32 protein-coding genes are annotated in these 26,188 nt (G+C 37.1%); 1 reads left to right on the top strand and 31 read right to left on the bottom strand.

Going from position 1 to position 26,188, the window contains the following annotated elements; translation table 11 throughout:
• Positions 1–12 precede the first annotated feature (12 nt).
• The 23 genes from resB to BLP77_RS10810 all read right to left on the bottom strand — a co-directional run bounded on the left by resB (position 13) and on the right by BLP77_RS10810 (position 17,804).
• Positions 13–1,632, bottom strand: coding sequence for a cytochrome c biogenesis protein ResB (gene resB, locus BLP77_RS10700; RefSeq protein ID WP_093857121.1), 1,620 nt, complete (start codon positions 1,630–1,632; stop codon positions 13–15).
• A gap of 23 nt (positions 1,633–1,655) precedes the next feature.
• The gene (gene resA / locus BLP77_RS10705) at positions 1,656–2,207 is read right to left on the bottom strand and encodes a thiol-disulfide oxidoreductase ResA (protein ID WP_245686857.1); all 552 of its coding nucleotides are present in this window, start codon (positions 2,205–2,207) and stop codon (positions 1,656–1,658) included.
• 66 nt (positions 2,208–2,273) lie between these two features.
• Positions 2,274–3,014 carry a pseudouridine synthase gene (locus tag BLP77_RS10710; protein WP_093857122.1) on the bottom strand — a complete coding sequence of 247 codons (741 nt, stop codon included), beginning with the start codon at positions 3,012–3,014 and terminating at the stop codon, positions 2,274–2,276.
• A gap of 62 nt (positions 3,015–3,076) precedes the next feature.
• Positions 3,077–3,601 (bottom strand): spore maturation protein, encoded by a 525-nt coding sequence (locus BLP77_RS10715; protein ID WP_093857123.1) that lies wholly within the window; start codon positions 3,599–3,601, stop codon positions 3,077–3,079.
• A complete protein-coding gene (locus BLP77_RS10720; protein ID WP_093857124.1) occupies positions 3,582–4,190 on the bottom strand; it encodes a nucleoside recognition domain-containing protein in 609 nt (202 codons plus the stop codon). Before BLP77_RS10720 ends, BLP77_RS10715 begins: the two co-directional genes overlap by 20 nt.
• The gene (locus BLP77_RS10725) at positions 4,178–5,083 is read right to left on the bottom strand and encodes a D-alanyl-D-alanine carboxypeptidase family protein (protein ID WP_245686858.1); all 906 of its coding nucleotides are present in this window, start codon (positions 5,081–5,083) and stop codon (positions 4,178–4,180) included. Before BLP77_RS10725 ends, BLP77_RS10720 begins: the two co-directional genes overlap by 13 nt.
• Positions 5,084–5,187: 104 nt before the next feature.
• Positions 5,188–5,649, bottom strand: coding sequence for a DUF3907 family protein (locus tag BLP77_RS10730; protein WP_093857125.1), 462 nt, complete (start codon positions 5,647–5,649; stop codon positions 5,188–5,190).
• A gap of 33 nt (positions 5,650–5,682) precedes the next feature.
• Entirely contained in the window at positions 5,683–6,258 is a 576-nt protein-coding gene (gene scpB, locus BLP77_RS10735) for an SMC-Scp complex subunit ScpB (RefSeq protein WP_093857126.1), read from the bottom strand.
• A 1-nt stretch (position 6,259) separates the two neighbouring features.
• Positions 6,260–6,997 (bottom strand): segregation/condensation protein A, encoded by a 738-nt coding sequence (locus BLP77_RS10740; protein WP_093857127.1) that lies wholly within the window; start codon positions 6,995–6,997, stop codon positions 6,260–6,262.
• A gap of 116 nt (positions 6,998–7,113) precedes the next feature.
• Positions 7,114–7,461, bottom strand: coding sequence for a GNAT family N-acetyltransferase (locus BLP77_RS10745; protein ID WP_093857128.1), 348 nt, complete (start codon positions 7,459–7,461; stop codon positions 7,114–7,116).
• Between the two features lie 138 nt (positions 7,462–7,599).
• The gene (locus BLP77_RS10750) at positions 7,600–8,028 is read right to left on the bottom strand and encodes a peptidylprolyl isomerase (RefSeq protein ID WP_093857129.1); all 429 of its coding nucleotides are present in this window, start codon (positions 8,026–8,028) and stop codon (positions 7,600–7,602) included.
• Between the two features lie 18 nt (positions 8,029–8,046).
• Positions 8,047–9,324: a diaminopimelate decarboxylase gene (gene lysA / locus BLP77_RS10755; protein ID WP_093857130.1), complete on the bottom strand. Its 1,278-nt coding sequence runs from the start codon at positions 9,322–9,324 to the stop codon at positions 8,047–8,049.
• 154 nt (positions 9,325–9,478) lie between these two features.
• Positions 9,479–10,960: a spore germination protein gene (locus tag BLP77_RS10760; protein WP_093857131.1), complete on the bottom strand. Its 1,482-nt coding sequence runs from the start codon at positions 10,958–10,960 to the stop codon at positions 9,479–9,481.
• Positions 10,960–11,310 carry a stage V sporulation protein AE gene (gene spoVAE, locus BLP77_RS10765; protein WP_093857180.1) on the bottom strand — a complete coding sequence of 117 codons (351 nt, stop codon included), beginning with the start codon at positions 11,308–11,310 and terminating at the stop codon, positions 10,960–10,962. Before spoVAE ends, BLP77_RS10760 begins: the two co-directional genes overlap by 1 nt.
• 5 nt (positions 11,311–11,315) lie before the next feature.
• On the bottom strand, positions 11,316–12,323 hold the full coding sequence (gene spoVAD, locus BLP77_RS10770) for a stage V sporulation protein AD (RefSeq protein ID WP_093857132.1): 1,008 nt from the start codon (positions 12,321–12,323) through the stop codon (positions 11,316–11,318).
• Between the two features lie 15 nt (positions 12,324–12,338).
• On the bottom strand, positions 12,339–12,785 hold the full coding sequence (gene spoVAC / locus BLP77_RS10775; protein WP_093857133.1) for a stage V sporulation protein AC: 447 nt from the start codon (positions 12,783–12,785) through the stop codon (positions 12,339–12,341).
• A 15-nt stretch (positions 12,786–12,800) separates the two neighbouring features.
• On the bottom strand, positions 12,801–13,220 hold the full coding sequence (locus tag BLP77_RS10780; protein WP_093857134.1) for a stage V sporulation protein AB: 420 nt from the start codon (positions 13,218–13,220) through the stop codon (positions 12,801–12,803).
• Positions 13,210–13,830 carry a stage V sporulation protein AA gene (locus tag BLP77_RS10785; protein ID WP_093857135.1) on the bottom strand — a complete coding sequence of 207 codons (621 nt, stop codon included), beginning with the start codon at positions 13,828–13,830 and terminating at the stop codon, positions 13,210–13,212. Before BLP77_RS10785 ends, BLP77_RS10780 begins: the two co-directional genes overlap by 11 nt.
• 176 nt (positions 13,831–14,006) lie before the next feature.
• A complete protein-coding gene (gene sigF, locus BLP77_RS10790; RefSeq protein WP_093857136.1) occupies positions 14,007–14,759 on the bottom strand; it encodes an RNA polymerase sporulation sigma factor SigF in 753 nt (250 codons plus the stop codon).
• A gap of 5 nt (positions 14,760–14,764) precedes the next feature.
• Positions 14,765–15,208, bottom strand: a complete 444-nt coding sequence (gene spoIIAB / locus BLP77_RS10795; protein ID WP_093857137.1) for an anti-sigma F factor — start codon at positions 15,206–15,208, stop codon at positions 14,765–14,767.
• On the bottom strand, positions 15,205–15,558 hold the full coding sequence (gene spoIIAA / locus BLP77_RS10800) for an anti-sigma F factor antagonist (RefSeq protein ID WP_093857138.1): 354 nt from the start codon (positions 15,556–15,558) through the stop codon (positions 15,205–15,207). The genes spoIIAB and spoIIAA overlap by 4 nt, the downstream gene beginning before the upstream one ends.
• 101 nt (positions 15,559–15,659) lie before the next feature.
• Positions 15,660–16,826, bottom strand: a complete 1,167-nt coding sequence (locus BLP77_RS10805) for a D-alanyl-D-alanine carboxypeptidase family protein (RefSeq protein WP_093857139.1) — start codon at positions 16,824–16,826, stop codon at positions 15,660–15,662.
• Positions 16,827–17,087: 261 nt separating this feature from the next.
• Positions 17,088–17,804: a sulfotransferase family 2 domain-containing protein gene (locus BLP77_RS10810; RefSeq protein ID WP_093857140.1), complete on the bottom strand. Its 717-nt coding sequence runs from the start codon at positions 17,802–17,804 to the stop codon at positions 17,088–17,090.
• Positions 17,805–18,034: 230 nt separating this feature from the next.
• Here BLP77_RS10810 and cysC point away from each other — a divergent pair, with 230 nt between their 5' ends.
• Positions 18,035–18,631: an adenylyl-sulfate kinase gene (cysC, locus tag BLP77_RS10815; protein ID WP_093857141.1), complete on the top strand. Its 597-nt coding sequence runs from the start codon at positions 18,035–18,037 to the stop codon at positions 18,629–18,631.
• A gap of 54 nt (positions 18,632–18,685) precedes the next feature.
• Here the strand turns inward: cysC and BLP77_RS10820 are convergent, their stop codons facing one another.
• The 8 genes from BLP77_RS10820 to BLP77_RS10855 all read right to left on the bottom strand — a co-directional run bounded on the left by BLP77_RS10820 (position 18,686) and on the right by BLP77_RS10855 (position 26,095).
• Positions 18,686–19,990: a pyrimidine-nucleoside phosphorylase gene (locus BLP77_RS10820; RefSeq protein ID WP_093857142.1), complete on the bottom strand. Its 1,305-nt coding sequence runs from the start codon at positions 19,988–19,990 to the stop codon at positions 18,686–18,688.
• 15 nt (positions 19,991–20,005) lie between these two features.
• The gene (locus BLP77_RS10825) at positions 20,006–20,827 is read right to left on the bottom strand and encodes a purine-nucleoside phosphorylase (protein ID WP_093857143.1); all 822 of its coding nucleotides are present in this window, start codon (positions 20,825–20,827) and stop codon (positions 20,006–20,008) included.
• Positions 20,828–20,840: 13 nt separating this feature from the next.
• A complete protein-coding gene (deoB, locus tag BLP77_RS10830) occupies positions 20,841–22,022 on the bottom strand; it encodes a phosphopentomutase (protein ID WP_093857144.1) in 1,182 nt (393 codons plus the stop codon).
• Positions 22,023–22,093: 71 nt separating this feature from the next.
• Positions 22,094–22,981 carry a site-specific tyrosine recombinase XerD gene (gene xerD, locus BLP77_RS10835; protein WP_093857145.1) on the bottom strand — a complete coding sequence of 296 codons (888 nt, stop codon included), beginning with the start codon at positions 22,979–22,981 and terminating at the stop codon, positions 22,094–22,096.
• A 113-nt stretch (positions 22,982–23,094) separates the two neighbouring features.
• Complete coding sequence (fur, locus tag BLP77_RS10840) at positions 23,095–23,541, bottom strand: ferric iron uptake transcriptional regulator (protein ID WP_093857146.1); 447 nt, start codon at positions 23,539–23,541, stop codon at positions 23,095–23,097.
• Between the two features lie 105 nt (positions 23,542–23,646).
• Positions 23,647–24,276, bottom strand: coding sequence for a stage II sporulation protein M (spoIIM, locus tag BLP77_RS10845; protein WP_093857147.1), 630 nt, complete (start codon positions 24,274–24,276; stop codon positions 23,647–23,649).
• An 83-nt stretch (positions 24,277–24,359) separates the two neighbouring features.
• The gene (locus BLP77_RS10850; RefSeq protein ID WP_093857148.1) at positions 24,360–25,544 is read right to left on the bottom strand and encodes an endonuclease Q family protein; all 1,185 of its coding nucleotides are present in this window, start codon (positions 25,542–25,544) and stop codon (positions 24,360–24,362) included.
• A complete protein-coding gene (locus BLP77_RS10855; RefSeq protein WP_093857149.1) occupies positions 25,544–26,095 on the bottom strand; it encodes an NUDIX hydrolase in 552 nt (183 codons plus the stop codon). The genes BLP77_RS10850 and BLP77_RS10855 overlap by 1 nt, the downstream gene beginning before the upstream one ends.
• Positions 26,096–26,188: the final 93 nt, after the last annotated feature.

A 26,188-nucleotide genomic window follows, 5' to 3' on the forward strand; every position in this document is an offset into this window, starting at 1 on the left:
ACCCTCCTTTTATTAGAATTTCTCCTGCTGGTCTTTCACCATTTCAATATTCGTATCTTTTAACGATGCTTCAATATCCTTCTGCAGTCCAAACCAGTTTTTATTAGTATGTCCAGCCACTAATAGCTTCCCATCTTTTGGATGTAACCAAACTCTGCGGTGATGCCAATATAACCCTTGTGCTACACCAATCATAAAGATCGTAGCTCCAATTAAGAAAAATGGTAAAGAATAATCTTTCTTAATTATTAAACCTGATGCAGTAATTAACTGTGTATCTTCTAATGAAACCTGAAACTCGTTATCGTCGGATAATGGAACCACATCTTCATTGAGATAGAAATAACGCTCACCCTCAACATTCGGCCCTGTTATTTCAAATATGATACCAGGATTTCGAGGAAATTTAGAAAATGAAGATGGACCGTTTTCTGTAATTTCAAATTGCGGATAGTACTCTTGAATCTCTGCCTTATAGTCATTTCCTAATTCATAAGTACGTTGATCATCATTCGGTCTAAATTCAAACATTCCGATTTGTTGACCTTCACCGTTTTCAACATTGAAGGAAATTAGATTATATTCACTTCTAAGCTGAGTACCAGATTGATAAGCACTGTATCCATCAAAAGTAAGTGGCTGATTTAACCTAATTTCACCACGAGCCACTTCCTCAAGCTCTGGTTCTTGTCCAAGCGTCACTTTCTCCTTAACTTTATAAATAACTACGTTCGTCTGAAAGTTACTCGGTACATTAAACTCTTCGTTTTTTAATGCTTCTTGGAATCTTTCATCATTACGATCATAAGTTTCATATATGAATTTTTCATTTTTTATATAATACTCTTGATCAGTCGTTGGAACGACTTTTGTTTCACCTTCGCGGACCCATACATACCCTTCAGTGTGCATAAAGTCAAACATTCTTAAAATACTAGCTATTAAAATAATGATTAAGCCAATGTGATTCACATATGGTCCCCAACGCGAAAAACGGTTTTTCTCTGCTAAAATATGTCCGTCGTCTTCTGTTATTTTATAACGTCTTTTTCTTAGATTGTTCATAAACGTTTGACGATCTTCATCTGATGTCTGCTCAGTTTCACTAAAGAAACGCTGCCTACGCACAAAAATCTCATGTCGTTTTGCCTTTTGATTTTTTAAGGCTCTATATAAAGGCACAACTCGGTCTATTGAACAAATCACTAATGAAATACCTATTAATGCAATAAGCGTAACAAACCACCAAGAACTATATAAGTTATGGAAGCCTAATTGGTAGAATATCTTACCCGTAAGGCCATACTGTTCTTCATAGAACTGACTTGAAGGTAAGACTGAATTCTTAAATTCCTCTTGCGGATAGATCGTACCAATCGCTGCCGCAATTAAAGCTAAAGCGATTAACCAAACACCAACCTTTACAGAGGAGAAAAAATTCCACGTTTTATCTATAATGGTTCGTTTATATGTTCTCGAACGACGGGCACTACCCTCATAACGCATATTAAGAACTTTATTATCGTCATTACCGTCAATATGCTGGTTTCCTTCAATTGGTTTACCACAAGCCTCACATAAGACAGTTCCTTCGTGATTGATGTGCCCACATTCACATTTTACATTTTTCATGTTTATCCCTCACGGTAATTCAGTTATACTTGGTTGTTATTGGGTAATATTTCTTTAAAATAAGATTCTAATCGTTCTAAAGTTAATGGACCCTTTACAACACGCTCGATTGTCCCATCAGGATTGATGAAATAAGACGTTGGTAATGGTTGTACTTGATACGCCTCCATAATAGTACCGTTCTTATCATGAACTAATGGGAAAGACAGATTAAATTGATTATAGAAATTTTCAATAACCATACTATTTTTATCCACGCTAACAGCAATTATTTCTATACCTTGATCTTGATACTCTTGATATAATTCCTCCATAAAAGGCATCTCTTTCTTACATGGCTCACAATATGTAGCCCAAAAATTAACCATAACACCTTTTCCTTCAAGTGTATCTAATTCAATTTTCTCATTACTGTCCATACGATCTAGGATAAAATTAGGAGCTTCAACACCTGCTTCTAAGATTGGATCATCTTTTTGAAAATTGACATATAACACAGCGATAGTTGTAACGACCAAAATACTTAATACGATTGTTCTAAAAACCAAGCGCAACCTTTTGTTCTTATTCAACAACAGGACCACTCCTTCAAAGCCCATTATAACACCTGCTAATTAATCGGCATTATTGATGTTTGAACATTATTTAACATTTTTTTCTGCAATATCAAGAAGTTGTTTAACTTCATGCGGTGTTAGTTCTCGATATTCCCCGGGGTTTAAATTTCCTAACGTTAAAGAACCGAATCGTTCACGTTTTAATTTTTCTACACGGTATCCTAATGAATCAAACATCCTTCTGACTTGTCGGTTTTTTCCTTCTCTTAGGGTTAACTCGATTATACTTTTTCCTTTTTTCTTATCTATCTTTAACATTCTACTATTAACGCAACGCAAATACTCCCCATCTTGATGAACACCTTTTTGAAGCTCATAAATCTCCTGCTTACTCGGTATCCCGTTAACCTTTGCGACATATACTTTATTGATTTTAAATTTAGGATGAATTAACTTTTGGGAAAATTCACCGTCATTCGTCAGCAAAATTAACCCAGATGTATCATAGTCTAGACGACCGACCGGAAATAACCGTTCCTCAATTTCTTCACTGATTAAATCCGTCACGACTTTTCGTCCTTTATCGTCCTTAACACTCGATATAATACCCCTTGGTTTATAAAGAAGTAGATATACGGGCTCTTCTTTTTCGATTGGAATATCATCAACTTCAACTTGATCATTCGGGCCTACTTTTGTGCCTAACTCCGCTACAACTTTTTGATTAACCTTGACACGTCCTTCGGTAATCATTTGTTCTGCTTTTCGTCTCGATGTATAACCACTATGTGCAATCACTTTTTGTAATCGTTCTTTTTTATGCATTTAATCACCTTTTCTTGACATTATAAAAGCGTTAACTCGAAGTTAACGCTCCCCCTTTTTATCTATCCAAATATCAAATAACATATGATTAATGATGCTATTATACCAATAAAATCAGCTATCAGTCCAACTTTAAGTGCATCTCCCATTTTTTTAATTCCGACAGCTCCGAAATAAACCGTTAAGACATACATGGTTGTGTCAGTACTGCCTTGCATAGTTGATGCTAAACGACCTAAATATGAGTCCGGACCTTCCGTTTTGATTATATCTGTTGCAACGCCTAAAGAAGCAGTACCTGAAATAGGTCGTGTCAGTGCTAAAGGCACAATGTCAGACGGAATATGAAACAAGCTAAGCACTGGCTCAACCATTGAAACAAAGGCATCCATCGCACCAGATGCCCTAAAAATACTAATGGATACAATCATCCCTAATAGGAAAGGGAGCAAGGAAATTGCTAGTGAAACCCCTTCCTTACCCCCTTCTACGAACTTTTCATATGTTGGAACTTTTTTGTACGTACCATACAATAAAACACTAAGTATGATTAATGGAATGATATAATTACTTAATTGTAGAATCATATTCTAGTCTCCCTTGCCTACGGTAGTAAAAATAGCGATCAACTAAAATAGCACCGATTGTTGAGATCATGGTTGCAAAAATGGTTGATATGACGATGTCAGTTGGACCTGTCGAATCATACTGCATTCGAATCGCAATAATCGTTGTCGGAATTAACGTGACACTAGAAGTATTTAAAGCTAATAGGGTAATCATAGAGCGTGACGCTTCATCACTGTCACCATTTAGCTTTTTCATTTCCTTCATCGCCTTAATCCCTAAAGGTGTCGCAGCATTACCAAGTCCAAAAATGTTGGCCGAAAAGTTTGATAAAATATACCCCATTGCAGGATGATTGGGTGGTATGTCTGGAAATAATCTTGTAATCAACGGCTTAAAAAAATCAGCTAATTTATTGAGTAGCCCTGATTCTTCTGCTATCCGCATTAAACCTAACCAAAAAACTAAAATACTGATCAGACTAATGACCAAGAATACCGCTTCATTCGCACTTTCAAATATGACTTCATTGACCTCTTCAATCGTTCCATTAAACATCGCATAAATAATTCCAATCGCTGCCATACCAACCCAAATTATGTGGACCATTCTTTCACTCCGTGTAATTGATTTAACACATCGAAGTACGATTCAAATAAAGAAGAGAAATCCACGATGTCTTCTTCATTCATAAAATCAGAACGATTGTCAATTTCTTCGAAGCCATACTCGTATAGTTCACGGTGATCATTCCAATCATCTGATGCATTCAATGTGACAACCACTAGACGTTTGCCATCTTTCTCTGCCGTTGTCACTAATGTTCGCCCAGCGCTTTTTGTAAAGCCTGTTTTGCCTCCGGTACAGTAATCATTAGTCATTAGCATTTTATTTTTGTTATACCAATGGTAATCAATGTTGTTTGATAAATATTTTTCAGAACTAAATATCTTTTCAAATTGGTCATTAGAATTCATCGCATAACTTGTGAGTAGAGCCATATCATAGGCGGTTGAATAATGACCATCCTCATCTAACCCATGCGGATTTTGAAAGGAGCTATCATTCATCCCAATCCAGTTTGCCTTCTCATTCATGAGTAATGCAAACCCCTTTTCACTTCCACCAATATGCTCTGCAATAGCTGTTGCGGCATCGTTGCCCGAGCGAAGCATTAACCCGTATAGTAAATCCTTTAATGAATACGTATCCCCAAGTTTTGTGTAGATTGATGAACCTTCTTGTGTCGCGGCGTTACGGCTAATGTTAACATCATCCTCTAACTCACCGTGCTCTAAGGCAACAATCGCGGTCATAATCTTGGTTATACTTGCAATATTTCGTTCAACGTGCGATTCTTTTTCAAATAATACGGCATTCGTATCCATATCTAAAACAACGGCATTCGTTGCTGATATGTCTGGTGAAGCATTAGCTTGGAAATTGTACGTTGGTAAAGAAAATACGACCATAATCAGGGTAATTAAAAATGTCTTTTTCATGAACGATCTCCTCACTCGATGAACTTGTACTACTATAACCAATATATGAGTTTGCCCTAACAGTATGAATAAAAAAAGAGTTGAGCGCATAAGCACTCAACTCATTAACTTAAATCTAAATAATCTAATTGATCCCTTATATGATGGAAAGAAGGTTCGATTTTCTTAATCGTATCTTCAATTAACATGCCAGGCTTAGTATAAAAATCAATCGAAAATTTATTTCGATAAGATGCTCGGCTATCCTCATACCAAACCTCATGATGAGGTGAAAAAAATTCATTAACACACTTAAAATAAATACCCTTATAAACTTTATCCACTAATGTTTCTTCAATTCGTTGATCCATTAGTATCCTATTTATCGCCTTTTTACCTTCACCACTATATACCGCGATATAACGGAATTCTTTAAAAATCGTCTGTATAAAATTAATCTCAACATCTTTACTTTCATCTAAAATTTTATCTACACTTGTAAAATCTAAAAAATCACTAAGCTCATGTTCAATCAATTGTAAATGGTCTTGAATTGATTCTGCTTGAGAAAGAAGATGAGTATCCATCGGGCTTTAAATATCCTCCTTAGAAGTCCATCCTTAATTTTCGTCCTGTAAATCATTAAAAAATAAATCGGCTTCTTTTACGGCTTCATTCATATCGTCATCTGGTAATGGTGGTAACTCTTCTAATGATGATAATCCGAAAAAGGTTAAAAATTCCTTTGTTGTTTGATATAAAATTGGACGCCCACTAGTTTCTTTACGACCACACTCCTCTATTAAAAAACGTGATACTAATGTTTGAACTGGACCATCACTTTTTACACCTCTAATGTCTTCTACTTCCACTTTTGTAATCGGTTGCTGATAAGCGATGATCGCCAATGTTTCTAATGCTGCTTGAGATAATCGTGATGATATAGTTGTTTCCTTCATCTTTTCATAATATAAAGCATGATCAGGTTTTGTTGTTAAATAATAAATACCCTTTTGTTCTAGTATAGATAGTCCCCGTTGTTGATGTTCATAATCATACTTTAATTCATCCAAAAGTACATATACTGCATCTGTATCTACAGATAATACGTCTTTAATCTGTTTGACTGACAAGCCTTCGTCACCTGAAACAAATAAAAGCCCTTCTAAAACACCTTTTAACTGTTTTAACTCCATATTATGCCTCCATTAATTCCACCATTATGTCATCGAAATTGCTTGTCTGATAGCAAGTAATTTTGACAGATTTCATTAATTCTAATAAAGCTAAAAAAGTAGCTACGATTTCAAACTTCTCAGAGTATTGAAAGAGATCTTCAAATTTTTTCTTACCATTTGATTTCTTTAGTTGGTCAACAACCTGATCCATACGATCGTCTATCGATATTTCTTGGCGTTGGATAGTTGTTTCCAAAGGCTCTAAAAGTTTCTTACGTCTTAAGACCTTTTGAAATGCTTGAGCTAAATCAACAATTGTAAGTTCTTCGCTTTGCGTCACTTTTACGGTACTTTCGTATTCAGATAAGTCGGCCGGTGAACGTGTAAAAATTTGATTCGATTCCATCTCACGTTCTTTTAACTCTTGTGAAGCTTGTTTGTATTTTCTATATTCAATTAAACGCTGTATCAACTCTTCACGCGGATCTTCTTCATACTCATCCTCTACATCCAAATCCTGTTTAGGTAAAAGCATTTGACTTTTGATCGCAAGCAGTGTTGCAGCCATAACTAAATATTCACTAGCTATATCAAGCTGCAAATCCTGCATCGTATGTATGTAGTTCATGTACTGATCCGTAATCTCGCGTAATGGAACATCGTATATATCAATTTCATATTGGTTAACGAGATGTAACAATAAGTCTAATGGACCTTCAAAGGTATCTAATTTTACTTGATACACCGCTTTTCCCATAATCTTCACTCATTTCAGTGTACGTTTCATATTACAATCAAATCTTATCAAAAATTGAATGAAAAAGGAATATTAAAATATAAACCCCGTTAGTATATATACTAACAGGGTTTAGACTAATCATGACAATTATTAAAGAAATCCTCAGTTTTTTCATTACCACAAATTAAATAATCATTAGAAAATTGGTCTTTTAATGCTTTTACCATCTTTTTACCAATACCTTGGTTTCTATGTGATGGTGTCACACTAACGTGTTGAACGATCATTTTCTTATCATCGTCAATTCTAACACCAATTGCACCTAAGATATCTTCTTCTTTCCAAAGAAACAATCTCCAGTTATCATTCGTTTCATATTCTTTGATTGTCGACTGCAATTTTTTAACTTCTTTTTCTTCAGGCATAAAAGAAAGCAAGCCCATCGCAATCTTTTCAAAGCTTTTCTTAAATTTAATAAGCATAAAAACCCCTCTTAACGGATACATTCAAGTTTATAGAACTTACCTATTATCTCTATTACATATATATACTTTAATTGTTTTATTGTATTTGTCAAATAACACGGTTAAGTCAGTTGGCTTGATAACTAGAGTCGAATACTATTCAATCGCAACCTTCTCCATAACGTCACCCATTCGTACACGGTCCACAACATCTATGCCTTCTGTTACTTTTCCGAAAACTGTGTGTACACCATCTAAATGTGGTTGTGGTTCAAAACAGATGAAAAATTGGCTTCCGCCTGTGTCTTTTCCGGCATGGGCCATCGATAATGATCCACGCTCATGCTTTTTCGGATTACCTTCTGTTTCACATTTGATCGTATAACCAGGCCCACCAGTACCATCTCCGTTCGGGCAACCGCCTTGTATTACAAAGTTTGGAATAACGCGATGAAAAGTTAAACCATCATAAAATCCACTTTCAGCTAGTTTAACAAAGTTATCAACTGTGTTCGGTGCATCTTCTTCAAATAAATCTATTATAATTTTTTCTCCATTTTCAAAATGTATCGTTGTTTTCTTCATCTTCATACTCCCCTTATTTTATTCATATGATAAGTCATTTTGTACTAAATCTTTGTATGTTTCGCGTTTTACAACTAATTGTGATTTGCCATTTTCGACAAAAACGACAGCAGCATTCGGGAATCGATTATAATGACTCGACATCGAGTAACCATATGCACCCGTCGATTGAACAGCCAATAAATCACCGTTTTCAATGGCAGGTACCTCTAAATCCCAAATTAACATATCACCTGACTCACAACATTTTCCCGCAATTGATACGGTTTCGGTTATGGGTTGGTTAATTTTATTAGCTACAACAGCTTCGTACTTTGCCTGGTATAAGGCTGGTCTAATATTATCGGTCATGCCACCGTCTACGGATACGTATTTCCGAACATCCGGAATATCCTTGACAGAGCCAACCGTATAGATAGTTGTACCCGCTTCACCAACAATTGAACGACCAGGTTCAATCCAAATCTCAGGCATCATTAATTGGTACTCTTTTGCCTGTTCTGTTACAGCGTCTACTAATGCCACAACATATTCATTCAAAGGTAATGGCTCGTCATCATTTGTATAACGAATTCCAAACCCACCACCTAAATTAACAACTTCAGCTTGATAACCAAATTGATTGTGCCAATCTTTTAACATACTAAAAACCTTTTTCGTTGCCATGACAAACCCTTGAGTTTCAAAAATTTGCGACCCAATATGGCAATGTACACCTTGGACATGGATCCGCTCATTTTGAAGGAGTCTCTGTAATGCCTGACCGGCCTGATGACTTGATAAATCAAAGCCGAATTTTGAGTCTTCTTGACCTGTTAGTATATAGTCATGGGTATGCGCCTCAATACCAGGTGTGACTCTTAATAAAACCTTCATCTTACGTTGATGTTTCTCTAATAGCTCTTCTAACAAATCTATTTCATAAAAATTATCAACGACAATACATCCAATTTGATGGCGTATGGCCATATCTAATTCATCACGGTTTTTATTATTACCGTGCATATGAATTTTCTCAACTGGAAAATCAGCTTGAATAGCTGTATAAAGTTCACCTTCAGAGACAACATCAAGACTTAACCCCTCTTGCTTGGCCACTTGTAAAATGGCAATTGAAGAAAAGGCTTTACTGGCATATGCCACTTGATGCTTGACATTCCTCTCTTCAAAGGTTTGAGTAAACAGTCTCGCATTTTCTCTTATTTTTTCAACATCATAAACGAATAATGGTGTTCCATATTGATTGATCAGATCGACAGCATCTATCCCACCAATATGTAAGTGATTTTGAATCATTGTTGTTCACCTACCCTCCCTGCACAAACAATACTTGTTATCCAGAAATCTCAACCCATCCCAGATAACAAGTATACCTATTATCTTCCAAAGGGATTGAATTATAGGATAAACTTTATCACATGCTTGTCAATCTATCAACGATTATTAACCACTAGCGGCGTTTATCATCCTGTGGGTGAACAATGCTTGGACGAGTTTTATGAAGTGGAACAGCTAAACGGAATAATATATGATATAACGCACGAGCGTTGAACGGAATAACAGGCCAAAAATATGGTGTGTTTAGTGAAATCGTTCTAACTAATAACAAAATGTAAACAGTGAAACCGATCACAAGACCCTTCACGCCAAAAAAAGCGGTGGCGATGACCAATAAAATTCTCGTTATTTTATTGGCAACACTTAATTCATAACTCGGAGTGGAGTAAGTCCCCATCGCACTTAAAGCGACATACAGAATGATTTCAGGGCCAAATAAACCAACCTGTATAGCTATCTCACCGATTAAAACAGCCGCAATCAAACCCATGGCGGTGGAAACAGCAGTTGGCGTATGGATGGCTGCAACGCGCATAAATTCGACCCCAATATCAGCCAATATAATTTGAATAAAGATTGGAATATTCCCTTCCTCATTTGGCCCAATAAAAGCTAATTCCTTTGGTAGAAGTTCAGGCTGCATCACAAATAAAAGCCACATAGGCAACAAAAATATTGAAAACATAATCCCTAAAAATCTAATCCAACGTACAAATGTTCCAACTGTTGGTGATTGTCTAAACTCCTCAGCGTGTTGAACATGATGAAAATATGTTGTCGGTGTAATAATGACGCTAGGTGAAGTGTCAACCATAATAAGAACATGTCCTTCAAAAAGATGGGCTGAGGCAACATCCGGTCTTTCTGTATAACGGACTAATGGAAACGGATTGAACTTTTGTTCGACGATAAACTCTTCTAAACTTTTCTCAGACATCGCTAACCCGTCAACGTTAATATCTTTTATATTCCCACGTACGGTCTGAACCAACCCTGGGTCAGCCACGTCTTTTATATAAGCTATAACAACATCTGTTCTCGACCTTTCTCCAATGCGTATGAGTTCATAACGTAAATTATCATCTCTAACACGTCGACGCGTAAGACCTGTATTAATGATGATGTTCTCTGTATACCCATCACGTGAACCTCTTACAACCTTTTCAGTGTCAGGTTCACTTGGTGAACGGTCAGGATAACTCCGTACGTCAACCGCAAACGCCTTTGTACAACCATCAACAACAATGACTATTAGACCAGATAGAATATTGGTAACCGCATCGTAGGCAACATCCATTTCTTCGACTTGATAATTAACAATGCGGTTTTCAACTATTTCATGTACCTTACGCTTACTTCGGTTAAAATGTTCAACTTCATTAAGCTCTAATAGTTCTTTTAATACCATATTGACATGACTTTTATCATTTAGCCCTGTCACAAAATAAACATCTACATCGGTATCTAATACATTAATCGTTCGATAATCAACATCAAAAGAAACACCAATACCTAATAGATCTTTAAATAGTTCACGATTCTTTTTGATTGATTTGCTCAGTTTCACATCTCTATTTTCAAACTTCAAATCCATCATCCTTTAGGTTTAAAAATGATTGCGACGATAAATCCAAACAGAATCGCTGAAGCAATACCAGCAGAAGTTAATTGAAAGATCCCAATGGAAACACCAATAAACCCATGCTCTTCAGCTTGTGCCATCGCGCCGTGTAAAAGCGAATGACCAAAGCTGGTAATCGGTACAGTCGCACCAGCACCTGCAAATTCGATTAATTTGTCGTATAAGTTGAACCCGTCTAATACTGCCCCTGCTACGACGAATGAAGACACGACATGTGCCGGTGTCAATTTAAATACATCTAACAATATCTGGCCTACGACACATATTAGACCACCTACCACAAATGCCCAAAAGAAATCCATAAACATTATGCATCCGCCCTTTTTAATACAACCCCATGCGCGATACAAGGGATTGTTTCTTTTTGTTGTGTCATCGTTGGACTTAACAAAGTACCTGTTGCACAGATTAATACCTTTTTCAATTTATTTTCCTTTAATTGTTGCAATATATAGCCATAGGTCACGACGGCTGAACTAGCACAGCCGCTTCCACCGGCAAAAACTTGTTGATTAGAGTGGTAAACCATGAGCCCGCAATCGCGGTGGATACCCTCGATATCATAACCCGATTGTTCAGTCATTTTCTTAACAATTGGGGTACCAACACTCGATAAATCTCCAGTTAAGATTAAATCGTAGTCCTCTGGCTTACGATTAAAATCCTTTAAATGTTGGACGATGGTATCAGCGGCTGCAGGTGCCATGGCAGACCCCATATCTAATGGGTCATCCATTCCATAATCAATAACCTTTCCGATCGTGGCACCTTCGACCTGTACTTCAGATGCTTCATTATTTATCAGTACCGTTCCTGCACCTGTCACGGTTGTTGTAGAGGTATCCGGCTTTTGCCCACCATATTCTGTTGGATATCGGAATTGTCGCTCCGCCGTTGAATAATGGCTGCTTGTGCTAGCTAGTACATTTTTGCAATTTCCACTATCAATTAAAGATGAACCAATCGCTAACGTTTCCATTGATGTAGAACAAGCACCAAATACACATAAAAATGAACTCGGAAGATCGCGAGCGACATAGTTTGATGTCACATTCTGATTCAATAAATCGCCACTAATAAATAAGTCAATTGCATCTTCACGGACGTTCGTATTTTCCATACAAATCTTTATCGACTTTTTCAATAGCGCTTGCTCTGCTTTTTCCCAACTATCCTCATTACAATGCAATTCATCAAACGAATAATCATACGTTTGTCCAAGTGGACCCTGTTTCTCTTTAGGACCCGTTACGGTTGCTGATGATTGAATATATACACCTTGATTAAACATCCATGATTGTTTACCAATTTTCATTATGTTCACCCTCACCTATAAAAACTGTTCGACTAAGTATCGAATTAAACCAACGATATAAGCAGACACGGTTCCAAAAACAATGACTGAACCAGCCAGTTTAAACATATTCGTTGCAACGCCTAAAACCAAACCTTCACTTTTATGTTCTAATGCGGCACTCGCAACTGAGTTCGCGAATCCTGTAACAGGAACAGCAGACCCTGCACCAGCAAATTGCCCTATTTTATCGTAAATACCGAAACCAGTTAACAAGGCTGCGATTAATATTAAGGTAGAAATCGTAGGATTAGTCGCTTGTTTTTCTGTAAAGTCGAAAACTTCCATATAAAAAATCGTCAACCCTTGTCCAATCACACAAATTAGCCCACCAACAAGAAAAGCTTTAATACAATTTTTAACTAAATTAGGTTTAGGCTGATATTTCTTAATATCTTTTGCATAATTATCCTTTGTAATCAATTCTGTGACACTCCTTTATCTAACGTAGATGACCCATTGAAAGATGGATCCCATAATTTTTCCAAACACTATTGCTAAAACGAGTAGCTCGATTTTGTATTCAAGCTTTATTCGTTTGGCTAAAATAGGGAAAACATTTAACACTTCAGTTAAGGCTGCTGCAAGCATTCCAATAAATATCCCATGTAATAGTCCCCAAAACATTTCAATTGCGATTGGGATATGAACGGATATACTGGTAAAGGATAGATAAATTCCAAATAAAGCGCCTAAAATAACAGCCCATTCGTAGGCCCGTAAAAAACGCTTGGATTTACTTAATTGGACGAGTCGGGGAATAATCCCTAAAACGGATATAAAGGCAACAAAGCCTGAGCCAACTGCTAGGCCACCAGCTAAACCTACAAACATTTCAATTAAATAGCTAACGATCATCGTCTTTATTCAACTCGTTTTCATTGAATGACACGTATTGTTGAAGATCTTGATCATAATTAAACATTTCCACTTCAAGTGGGCTTGGTTCCTCGTTAATCCGTTTTTTAAAGAAGTGATTAAAAAACAGAATCATACCTAAACCTAACCCAATTGAATATGGAATTTGTAGCCATAATACGCTTCGCTCTTCACTTTCTGCTGAAATCATGTCATGAAGGGTTCCTTGAACTTCCTCCATGTTGACATCAAAATGGAAGTTCATTATCGCCATTGCTGCTCCAACGAACAATAAACACCATATAAAGGCAACAAAAACGGGGTATATTTTAGGTTTTGGTTGATATATAACTAGAATGGATTGGGATGCTCCAACGGACTCAACTTCATATTCTGGATACAGACTATTGATGCGCTCAATGATTTTAAATAAGTCAAAAACTTTATAAGTATGGTCCTTTTCGGAAACAGTGTGTAGATATAATGTGGATAGCTTCTTTTTTAATTCCTCATTATTTGTACTAATGTAAGCAATGTCTTTCAGGTGAATTTGTTGTCCTTTTTTTACGACTTGTCTTGGTTTTAAGCGTAAATAAATAACGTGTGCCATTGTGCATCAACTCCATGTTGTGATTTCATGACGAACTCACTAACCGTACACCATTCTATATTGGTTATTATGTACATTTGGTTAATGAACATGTATGACAACAATCACAGAATTCTTTTTTCCTTATGGATTTAAAAAAGGCATTTGCGATTTCAACCGCAAATGCCTTTTTCTATTTACTGATTAAGCAAGTGACCCATTTGTTCTAATATATTTTTCTCCAGCCTTGATACTTGTACTTGAGAAATGTTTAATCGTTTAGCCACCTCTGATTGAGTATGATCTTTAAAATAACGTAAATAAATAATTAATCGTTCTCTCGAATCTAATTGTCGAATCGCTTCCTTTAAAGCGATATGATCAAACCAACTTGAATCTTTCTCAGCGATTTGATCCATAAGTGTAATCGGATCACCTTCATTCTCAAACACTGTCTCATGAATCGAATGAGGATTTTGGTTCGCCTCTAAGGCCATGATAATATCCTCGCTTGGAATATTTAAAGCTTCACTAATTTCTGATATGGAAGGAGCCCTCCCATGTTCTTTTGAGAATTCTTCCATATAACCACGTATTTTATGGTTTGACTCCTTTAATGAACGACTCACTTTAATGGAACCATCATCTCTAATAAAACGCTGAATCTCGCCTATTATCATCGGTACAGCATATGTCGAAAACTTAACATCATACGATAGATCAAATTTGTCTATGGATTTTATAAGGCCAATACAGCCGATCTGAAAGAGATCTTCCTGTTCATAGCCTCTATTTAAAAAACGCTGAACAACTGACCACACAAGGCGAGTGTTCTTTTTAACAAGTTTATCTCGGGCTGCTTCATCGCCTGCCTGACTAAGTTCAATCAATTCCCTTACTTGTTCATTTTTCAATGGCTGTTCATCTTTAAGTTTACCGTTTCCACTCATAGGCATCACCTACGGTTTGCGGTTTCATTTTGATTGAACATTTTCCTCATCGTGACCGTTGTTCCAAAACCCATTTGTGAATCTACCGTTATCGCATCCATAAAATTTTCCATAATCGTAAAGCCCATTCCCGATCGCTCGAGTTCTGGTTTCGAAGTGAACATCGGTTGTGTGGCTTCATCAACGTTATCAATTCCACGGCCATGATCCATAATTTTCACTTCCACTTCTCCTTCACGAATATGGCATTCTAACGTCACCATGCCTTCTTCATCATCTTCATACCCATGGATAATAGCGTTTGTAACAGCTTCAGAAACAACCGTTTTAATTTCTGTTAGCTCATCAACAGTTGGGTCTAATTGTGCAATAAATGATGCAACAGAAACTCTTGCAAATGACTCATTCTCACTTTTCGCTGTAAACTCAATTCTCATGTAATTATTCATGATGCCACCCCCAAGCGTGCAAGGGCAGCTTCTTCATCACTAGCAGTACGGACGAGCTTAAACAAACCAGATAATTCGAATAATCGTTTTACAGATTGATTATAAGAACAGATGACCATCTCGCCATCTAATTGTTTCACTTCTTTATATCGGCCTAAAAATACCCCCAAGCCTGAAGAGTCCATAAAAGCTAACTCTTCCAAGTTAACGACAACGTGTTTAATACTTTGATCACTTAACTGCTGTTTCCACTCTTCTTTTAGTCGTTCTGCTTCGTGATGATCAAGCTCTCCAATTAGTCTTACTAGCAAAACTTCTTCTCTTTTTTCAAAATTTGAAATAAGACTCAACGCTTTTTTCCTCCTTCAAATGAAATTAAGCTATATGAGTCTTTCTTTTTCTTCTTTAAAAATTCCTGCCGGTTGACAAAACTAGTTAAGAATCGACGAAATTATTTACCCCGATGGATGGATTTAAGTGATCTTTTCCATAGCGTCCATATATTAGCGTCTTTTACGTCATTCATCACAATTAATGGATATTCAGCAACAACCTCATCATCCTTAACAACTTTTATTTTACCTACTTCGTCACCTTTTTCGACTGGCCATGTGTTAGATTTGGTTTCAATCTTTGTTTGATAGTCCTCTAAAGAATCTCCTTTTTTAACGAGTAAGGAAACATTCGATTTTGGTGAGGCATAAATTTTACTATTAGATTTTAATGGCTCCCACTCATGTACCTTATCATCTTTACTGAACAGACGTTTAACATCATAGTGACCAAAAGCATAATCAAGCATGTTTGTGATATCTTTATTACGATCCTTCGCTGTATCCGCTCCCATTACAACAGCAATCATACGCATATCATCACGTTTAGCTGTTGCGGTTAAAGAATATTTCGCTTTTGACGTATAGCCTGTTTTCAGTCCATCTACCCCTTGGTAAAACTTGACTAACCGATTAGTGTTCACTAACCAAAACTCATCATCTGTCCCTTTACGAAGATAATCCTCATAAATTTTCGTGTATTCCGTTATTTCTTCATGTTTAAGTAATTCTCTAGCCATGACAGCCATATCATAAGCTGAAGAGTAATGATTTTCAGCAGGTAATCCAGTGGTATTAACAAAATTCGTATCCTTTAACCCTAAGGATTTGGCTTTTTCATTCATCATTTCGACAAATACTTCTTCAGTTGCAGCTATTCTCTCAGCTAAAGCGACAGAAGCATCATTTGCTGAGGCGACTGCTACTGCTTTTAAAAGATCTTTAACCGTCATTTCCTCAAATGGTTCTAAGTATATTTGCGTCCCGCCCATTGATGCTGCATGCTCACTTACTCGAACCTTTTCATCTAATGTAATCGTACCTTCATCTAACGCCTCCATAACTAATAACATCGTCATGATTTTGGTCATAGAAGCTGGCGGTAATCGTTTTGAAGATTCTTCATTATACATGATTTCGCCTGTATCAAATTCCATTAGTAGGGCTGATTTGGCAGACTCAGTTAAATCAGACGGTTCACCACCTTCCTGTTGTTCAGCTAACAATGCAGGACTCGGTAATAAAAGTGTAAAAACTAAAACACTAATCAAAAATTTATATTTCATTATACTCCCTCCATTTCATGCTTCATATTTTTTCCAAGCTCTCAAGCTTTTATTACAAAAAAATAAAACTTGTCTATTTTTACAACTGTTTTCGAAATGTTTGTTTCTTTATCTACCGCAGTTGAAATACACTTCGCTTTTAGCCGACCAGGAGTCTTCGTGTATTTCAACTGCTTGTTATGATCTATTACATATAAAATACTTAAAAATAACAGCTTTTAAAAAGTGGCAGAGCTAACTCCACCACAAAGTAAAATTATCTTATCCTTGCATGTCACGTACCCACACTTCCATCTCATTTCTTGTTTGAGAATCCAATGCATCGATATCTTTTAGGAATTTAGCTTTGGCCCAGCGATATAATTCAATATCATATTGATTATACGTTTCAATAGTCTTAATTAGCCTTTTAGGAATCGCATTGACTTTAGGACGATTCTTAGTTTGGTTTTGTTTTTTAACAGCTGATAAATCCCAATTAAAACGCTTTTTCATAAAAAATAATGACTCAAAATACATATCTGTAAAACCAACCAATGAAATATTTCGTTTGATATTGTTCTTAGCCTGTTTGATATTATTTGGATCGCCACCCGATAAATAACGAGTCGCGAGATTGACTGTTCGGTATCGAAGGTTTCGAAGGTCTTTTTTTGATTTAAAACGTTTATTTGGGATTTTGTCATTTTTTATATATTCTACAAATTGTTCTAAACTCATATTTCTGAACTGTTTATAAAGCGGGTCTCGCTCATACCTTTTAATATAGTAATAGGTGGATATCACCCTATCGACGGGATCCCTTAGCATCGTTAAGAATTCCGGTTGTGAAAGCTGTTTGAAAAATTTTGAATGCCAGACGTGAATCGTTTCCTGTTGTCTTCCAAATAAATCCCATAACGTCTTCCCGCCAGTCTTGGGTATATGCAAAAAACACACTTGATCTTTCTTTATCTCTTCACTGTCAAATACAATCACATGCGTACACCTTCCTCTTTTTATAGCTAAAACTAACAAAAAGTAGATTTTAATGTATTATAAGTAGATTTCGTTATAGTGTGTAAGCCACGAGTGACCATTAAACCAATAAAATGGAACCCATTTTCACTTATAGGTTTACCAAAAGTATGGTGGCTGCATAAATCTATTAGTGTGGGGAAAGTAATAGAATCAAGTACATTTGTGGATACTACGGGGAGGTTAGTTTGATGACGAATGATATTAAATGGCATCACCATCAAGTGTCTAAAGAGGATCGGCAACATTTAAATGGACAGAAAAGCTTCGTTATATGGTTAACAGGATTGTCTGGTTCCGGAAAGTCGACAATTGCGAATCAGGTAGAGAAAGAATTGTTTATTCGAGGCGTTCACACGTATTTATTAGATGGCGATAATATACGTCATGGACTAAACAATAATTTAGGGTTTAGTTATCAAGATCGACATGAAAACATACGTCGTATTGCAGAATGTGCTAAGCTCTTTGTAGATGCTGGTATCGTCACAATAGTTGCAGCCATATCACCTTCAAAAGCTGACCGTGAGCAAGCAAAAAAGCTATTTAAAAGGGAAGAATTCGTTGAAGTTTATATTAAATGCTCTCTTGAAGAATGTGAACGGAGAGACCCCAAAGGTTTATACCACAAAGCTCGTTCAGGTGAGATCAAAAATTTCACAGGCATCTCTCAAGCTTACGATGAACCAGACAATCCCGATCTCGTCATTGATACCACGAATCAATCGGTGTCACAATCTGTTCGCGAGTTAAGGCAATTGGCTGAGGATCGGGCGCTTAAAGGATAAATAAAAAACATTTAAAAAGGATCCTGTCTAAAAAACAGGATCCCATAATGCAATCTATTCACTAACGATCGTGTGAATTAACTTATATACCTCTACTTTTTCTTGTTGTATCGTAATGTTCTGATATAGTTTTTCTTTTATAGCCTCCACGTCAGATTGATTACTGTAAAATGTCAAAATGGATTCGTCCTCTTCAACATAATCGCCGACCTTTTTATTTAGCCGTAATCCAACTGACAAATCAATCGTCGATTCCTTCGTTTGGCGTCCGGCACCTAACATCATCGCGGCATGACCTAATTCATCAGCAACCATTTCTTGAATATATCCTGATTGTTTCGCCTTTAATTCAATCGTTTGCGAAGCCTGTGGCAGCTTTTCAGGGTTATCGACAACCGATGCATCGCCACCTTGAGCGGCTAGAAATTCCTTGAATTTTTCAATCGCTTGACCATTTTGAATATTTTCTTCTAGTCGTTGTCTTGCTTCATCCAAGGATTTGGCCTGACCACCAAGTACTACCATTTGACTACCTAATGTTAACGATAATTCTGTTAAATCTTCAGGGCCATTACCGTTTAACGTATCAATGGCTTCTTCAACCTCTAAACCATTACCAATTGCACGGCCTAATGGTTGACTCATATCACTAATAACAGCCATCGTTTGTCGGCCAACATTATTTCCAATCGCAACCATTGCTTTGGCGAGTTCTTCTGCTTCTTCAGCCGTTTTCATAAAAGCTCCAGCGCCTGTTTTAACATCTAAAACAATCGCATCAGCTCCTGATGCAATCTTCTTACTCATAATTGAGCTTGCGATTAACGGAATGGAGTTAACGGTAGCCGTTACATCGCGCAATCCATATAATTTCTTATCGGCCGGTGTTAAATTACCAGATTGACCAATAATGGCTATTTTATTTTCATTAACTAACTTTACAAATTCATTGCTATCAATCTCGACGTGAAAACCTGGAACTGATTCTAACTTATCAATCGTACCACCTGTATGACCGAGGCCTCGACCGCTCATTTTCGCCACTGGTACACCAACTGAAGCAACAAGTGGTGCTAATACTAAGGTCGTCGTATCACCTACACCACCTGTTGAGTGCTTGTCGACTTTCGTTCCAGCAATATCGGATAAATCAATCGTATCACCAGATTCAACCATTGCCATCGTTAACGCTGCACGCTCGTCTTCCGTCATATCCTGAAAGAAGATCGCCATCGCTAAAGCACTGGCTTGATAATCTGGAATATCATCATTGGTATAACCTTCAATAAAAAAATCAATTTCCTCTTTGGATAACTCATGTCCATCGCGTTTTTTCGCGATAATATCGTACATACGCATCATTAAACACTCCTGCTATGCCATCTTCTTGATTACGTTTTTGACTAATTTAATAAAATCTTCTCGAACCTTTTCAGTTGTCTCGATGACTTCATCATGTGATAGTGGTTGATCTAAAATACCTGCAGCCATATTAGAGATACAAGAAATCCCTAGCACCTTCATACCGGCATGGTTAGCTACAATAACCTCTGGCACTGTAGACATTCCGACAGCATCTCCACCTAGGGTCCGGAGCAATTTGATTTCACTACCCGTTTCATACGTCGGACCTGTATTACCTACGTAGACCCCTTCTTGTAGGTTTAAATTAATCTCTTGAGCACATGATTTGGCCACTTTCATTAATTCATTACTATATGCTTGAGACATATCAGGGAAGCGCGGTCCCAGTTCATCGACGTTAGGTCCAATTAATGGATTATCGCCCATCATATTGATATGATCGCTAATTAACATTAAGTCACCCGGGTTAAAGGATTCGTTAATGCCGCCAGCTGCATTCGTCACTAACAACTGTTCCACACCTAAAGCTTTCATGACGCGTACCGGAAAAGTCACCTGTTGCATGCTATAGCCCTCATAATAATGAAAGCGCCCTTGCATGGCTATGACATGTTGACCTTGTAGAGTTCCGATTACGAGCTGTCCTTTATGACCTGATACGGTTGAAGTCGGAAAATGTGGAATATCCGCATACGGAATGACTTTTGGATTCTCAATCTCATCGGCTAATATTCCTAAACCGGACCCTAAAATTAAACCAATATCAGGCTTGGTCGTTGATAATTGTTCTTCTATATATGTTTTTGATTCATTAATTTGCTCCATCATCATACGAGTGACTCCTTTATTTAATATCCTTTAAAAAGCTTTTACCATATTGGGGGGATGTCACATTAAAGTTATCGGCAATCGTTGCACCAATATCAGCAAATGTGTCACGAAGCGAAAGTTCCTGCCCTTTTTGAATATCGTTATGGTATACCAGTAACGGAACATACTCACGTGTGTGATCAGTGCCATGGTGAACTGGATCATTTCCGTGATCAGCAGTCAAAATTAATAAATCATCATCACCTATTTTTTCTAACAGTTCCGGCAAACGGCGATCGAACTCTTCTAACGCCTCGCCATAACCTTGTGGATCACGACGGTGTCCGTATTTTGCATCGAAATCAACTAAATTTAAAAACGTTAATCCATGGAAGGACTTTTCAGTGCTTTCTAATATTTTATCCATTCCATCCGTGTTGTCTTTCGTACGGATAGCTTCTGTAACACCTTCACCATCATAAATATCGTTAATCTTGCCTAATGCAATCACGTCATAATTATCATCTTTTAATGCATTCATGACGGTTCGACCAAATGGCTTAAGCGCATAGTCATGGCGATTAGCCGTACGCTTAAAGGCCCCTGGTTCGCCAACAAATGGCCTGGCAATAATACGTCCAATCATATAAGGCTCATCTTTCGTCATCTCACGAACGGTTTCACAAATGTCGTATAGTTCTTCTAGCGGAACAACCTCTTCATGAGCAGCAATTTGTAAAACGGGGTCAGCAGATGTATAGACAATAATTGCACCAGTATCCATGTGCTCTTGACCTAATTCTTCAATAATTTTAGTTCCGGAAGCTGGTTTGTTACCAATCACCTTACGCCCCGTCTTTTCTTCAATTTGGTTGACTAAATCATCTGGGAAGCCTTCGGGAAATGTTCGGAATGGTTTATTCATCCTCAACCCCATAATTTCCCAATGTCCTGTCATCGTGTCTTTTCCAATAGAAGCCTCTTGCATTTTAGTATAGTGAGCCTTGGGTTGATCTGCTATCTCAATACCTGGAAGCTTTCGGATATTACTTAACCCAAGCTTTCCCATGTTCGGCATATTTAAGCCATTCAAGTGTTCAGCTATATGTCCAATCGTATCGGCACCTTCATCATTAAATTCCTTTGCATCAGGTGCTTCACCAATTCCAACTGAATCCAATACAATTAAAAATACACGTTTAAATGAATCTTCCATGCGGATACCTCCAATATGTTGTCAGAACCATTTTACCTTCTATTAAGTAAAGAAAAAAGTGATATCAATTATCATGCCCTAGGATGGTAATTCTGATAAATGTCTTTCATACGTGTTTTTGAGATGTGTGTGTAAATCTGGGTTGTTGAAATATCGGAATGTCCTAGCATCTCCTGAACGGCACGCAAATCCGCGCCATTTTCAAGTAGGTGAGTCGCAAATGAATGCCTTAATGTGTGTGGTGTTAATTCCTTTTTGATACCCTTTTCTTGTGCAATCTTTTTAAGTACCTTCCAAAATCCTTGGCGACTCATTGGGCTGCCTCGATGATTCACAAATAAGGCGTCGGTGGCCTTTTGCTTCATAAACGTTGATCGTGCAAATTCAACGTATTCCTCTACGGCCTTTTGTGCATGCTTACCAAGAGGAACAATTCGTTCTTTTCCTCCCTTACCAATCACTCTGACGAACCCCATTAGTAAATGCAAATCATTAATTTGAAGTGATAATAATTCAGATATTCGTAATCCAGTTGCATAAAGCATTTCCAGCATCGCCCGATTTCTTATGGTGAGCGGTTCATCTCCCGGTAAATCTAGCAAGGTCTCTACCTCTTGACTTGATAACACTTTTGGTAGTTTTCGTTCTTTTTTCGGTGTTTGAATATGCAACGTCGCATCATGCGAAACATCGTAATCTTGTATTAAAAACCGGTGGAACGACCGAATCGTTGATAGCATTCGCGTGATACTTGAAGACGTTTTACCATTGGTTGATAAAAATTTTAGAAAGGCACGGATATGGCCTCTTTCTATTTTTTGTACATCCTCTAATTCTTCTACTTCTTTTAGGTACTTCGTATATTGCTTGAGATCTCGGCGATACGAGGCAACCGAATTATCAGCTAATCCTTTTTCGATTTTTAAAAAATGAAGAAAATCTTGTACGGCATCATCCATTGTTCCAATCCCCTTTTGCTAAAGAGCTTCTTACACATAATTTTACTATGTCTTCTTCCTAAGCACAAAAAAACCTTTTTTCCCGATGAAAAAAGGTTTTGGTTGATTCTTTCTTAATCATGTTCACTTTGACAATTTTTACAGATTCCGTGAAAGGTTAGTCGATGATCCTTCACTTGAAATTCCCATTGTGATTCGACTGTTTTTTCAACATGGCCTAGTAAATCTTCTTCTATTTCTTTAACTGAACCACATTCAACACAAACTAAATGGTGATGAAAATGTTCGGCACCTTCTTTTCTTAAGTCGTATCGAGAAACCCCGTCACCAAAATTAATTTTATCGACAACTTTAAGCTCCGATAATAATTCTAATGTACGATAAACAGTTGCTAATCCTATTTCAGGTGATTTCTCTTTCACGAGGAGGTAAACATCTTCCGCACTTAAATGATCTTCTTCATGTTCTAAAAGTACCCGAACAGTCGCTTCTCTCTGTGGGGTTAGTTTATAGCTTTGAGAATGAAGTTGTTTTTTAATTTTCTCTATGCGGTTTTCCACGCGTATCCCCCCTCTTACTTTTCATTTTTATTATAAGTAAGAGAAAAGATCGTGTCAAATTATAATGATTTTAATTTATTTATTATAACAATTATTTATTTATAATTATTTTAAAACAAAATACATCGCTTGTGATGAAATGAAGGCTTCAATCATTGAACCTCCCAAAATAATTAAAAGCGCAATTAAATAGCTTTTGAAATATAACGACATCGCCTGACCAATGGTATAGTAGCTTTTTCCCTTTGTAAAGAGCATTCTCATGACGTGAATACAAAAAATCATGCTACTAGCGACAATTAGTAAATAACCCGGTACAATTAATAAATTTTGAGGCGCGACAGATGTTAAAGATATGAAAAAACCTTGCCAAGTTAATTGATTAATTAAAAACCCTACCGTAAATCCAATAACAATTCCTTTCATAAATAATAAAAACCAGACAACCGGTAGTCCTATAAATGATAATCCGAATAGGAATAAGAAGGTAACATATTTTCCGTGTGCCCAAAATGCCGAGAATAACTCACCTAACGTCAATTGACGGGATTGTTCAGTAAAGGAATGAAAGTATTGTTCAACGAAAAATAATAAGTCCTGTTTTTGTAAAAAGCTCAAACTACCAACCATACCTGCACCGAATATAACACCAATCACAAATAAGACGAATAAAAAGATATATAGGTTGATATAAGGTTCTAATGTATAAGATGATCCTTTTAGCCAATGTTTCATAGCGGTTCCTCCATTCGTTTCTACTCTAGTAAAATACTATGTCGGTAGAAACATATATAGAACCACTAGATTAAAGAATGGATTCATTTTTTACGTTGCTTGACGGCAACACTGCCATACGTCCCGCCACCACCGGGATTAATGTCTAATTCTCCGTTTCTTAATTGAATAATATACGCCGTAACTTGGCGATTACTTACCTTCATTAACTCTTCAACAGTCGCATCATGAATAATGTACATATCGTGATATAGCTTCTCTCTCAGCTTTTCTAAGGTTTTTGGCCCAAGCCCTGGTATATATTCAAGTGGAACTTGATGAATATAAGGCGGTCTTTGTCGATCAGATGGTTCATCCGTTTGACTAACCTCTTTAATGCGTTCACTTACACCTTTAATCACTTTTTTCGAACCACAGTTTGGACATACCTTTTCATAGGAAATACGACTTTCGCATGAACGGCAAATCGTCGTATAGTATTTACCTAACCTAGGGTTCATTCCGTAGTTTGCTTTTACATGTCGTCCGTCTATTGATTTTAGTGCCTTTTCAAATTCTGCAAACGTTGGTTTCCCTAGAGCGAATTCCTGATACTCACGTCCAATTTTTTCTAATGAATGAGCGTCTGAATTCGTTAAAAACGTGTACGGCTCCAATTCATGAATTGTATCTGCCATAGATGTATCCGAACTTAAGCCTAATTCAACCCCGTTGATGATATTTGGGTCAAATACTTCTTGAAGACTCTTCTGAACCCCTTTTCCATATAAGCTTTTAAACGGTGTGAACACATGGGCCGGGATAAATAACCCATCTAATTCATGTACTTTCTTTTGAAGATCAACAGCCTGTATGTACATGCGCTGAGAACTAAGCGTCCGATTTTTCACATGTTTTGCATACCAATTAGAAAATTCCTTCATAATGTCTAATGTAGGAAAAAAACATAGCACATGGATTGGGCCAGAACAATACTCATCATATAATTCAATTTCGGATCCTAGAAGCATGGTAACAAAACCATTTGAGATCCCGCCTTCATCCAACTCGTAACTATCGCCCGTTTCAATTAATTGCTCGATTTCCTCAATTACCTCTGGCACGTGGGCATCAATCACCCCGACAAGATCCAGTCCTTTTTTCTCTCGAACATAGTGAAAAATATTGGTTATGGTTAAGTTGTTAGAGGCCGATATTTTAACCGGGTGATGACGAAGTGTTCGTCCGATATGGACATGTAAATCGCCGTAGTAGCTATTTAACGTCATTATGATCTTCCTTCTTTTTGCATAAGGTAATAAATCGCATGGATCGTTTTCGCATCATGAATGTGTTCTTTCTTGATTAAATCTAATGCTTCATCGATCGTTACTTCGATAATTTCCACAAACTCATCGTCGTCCCCCTTTAAAGCATCATCCACTTTCGTAAGATCTCTTGCTTCATAAATATAAAGCTTTTCATTCGCAAACCCAGGAGACGTATAATAAGAAACGACATAATCTAAAGAACCTGCCCGATAGCCAGTTTCCTCTTCTAATTCACGATTAGCTGTGACCTCAGGCTGTTCACCTACCTCTAGTTTGCCAGCAGGTATTTCAATAATACTTTTTTCTAACGCTTTTCGATATTGTTCCACCATTACGATTTTATGATCATCCGTAACAGGAATAATTCCAACAGCTCCAGGATGGTCAATAAGCTCCCGTTTCGACTTATTTCCATCCGGTAGCTCGACATCATCTACGCGCACATCTATAATTTTACCTTTATAAATCGATTGACTCGCAATCGTTTTCTCTTCAAACGTATTCGACATAATAATCCCCTTTCTTCCGTTAATTGTAGCACACTCAAATGTATGATTTGTTTTTCGTTGTTTCTTATATTTAAAATAGCAGTAGAAGGAGTG

The organism is Tenuibacillus multivorans (genome assembly GCF_900103915.1).
Lineage (GTDB): Bacteria > Bacillota > Bacilli > Bacillales > Alkalibacillaceae > Tenuibacillus > Tenuibacillus multivorans.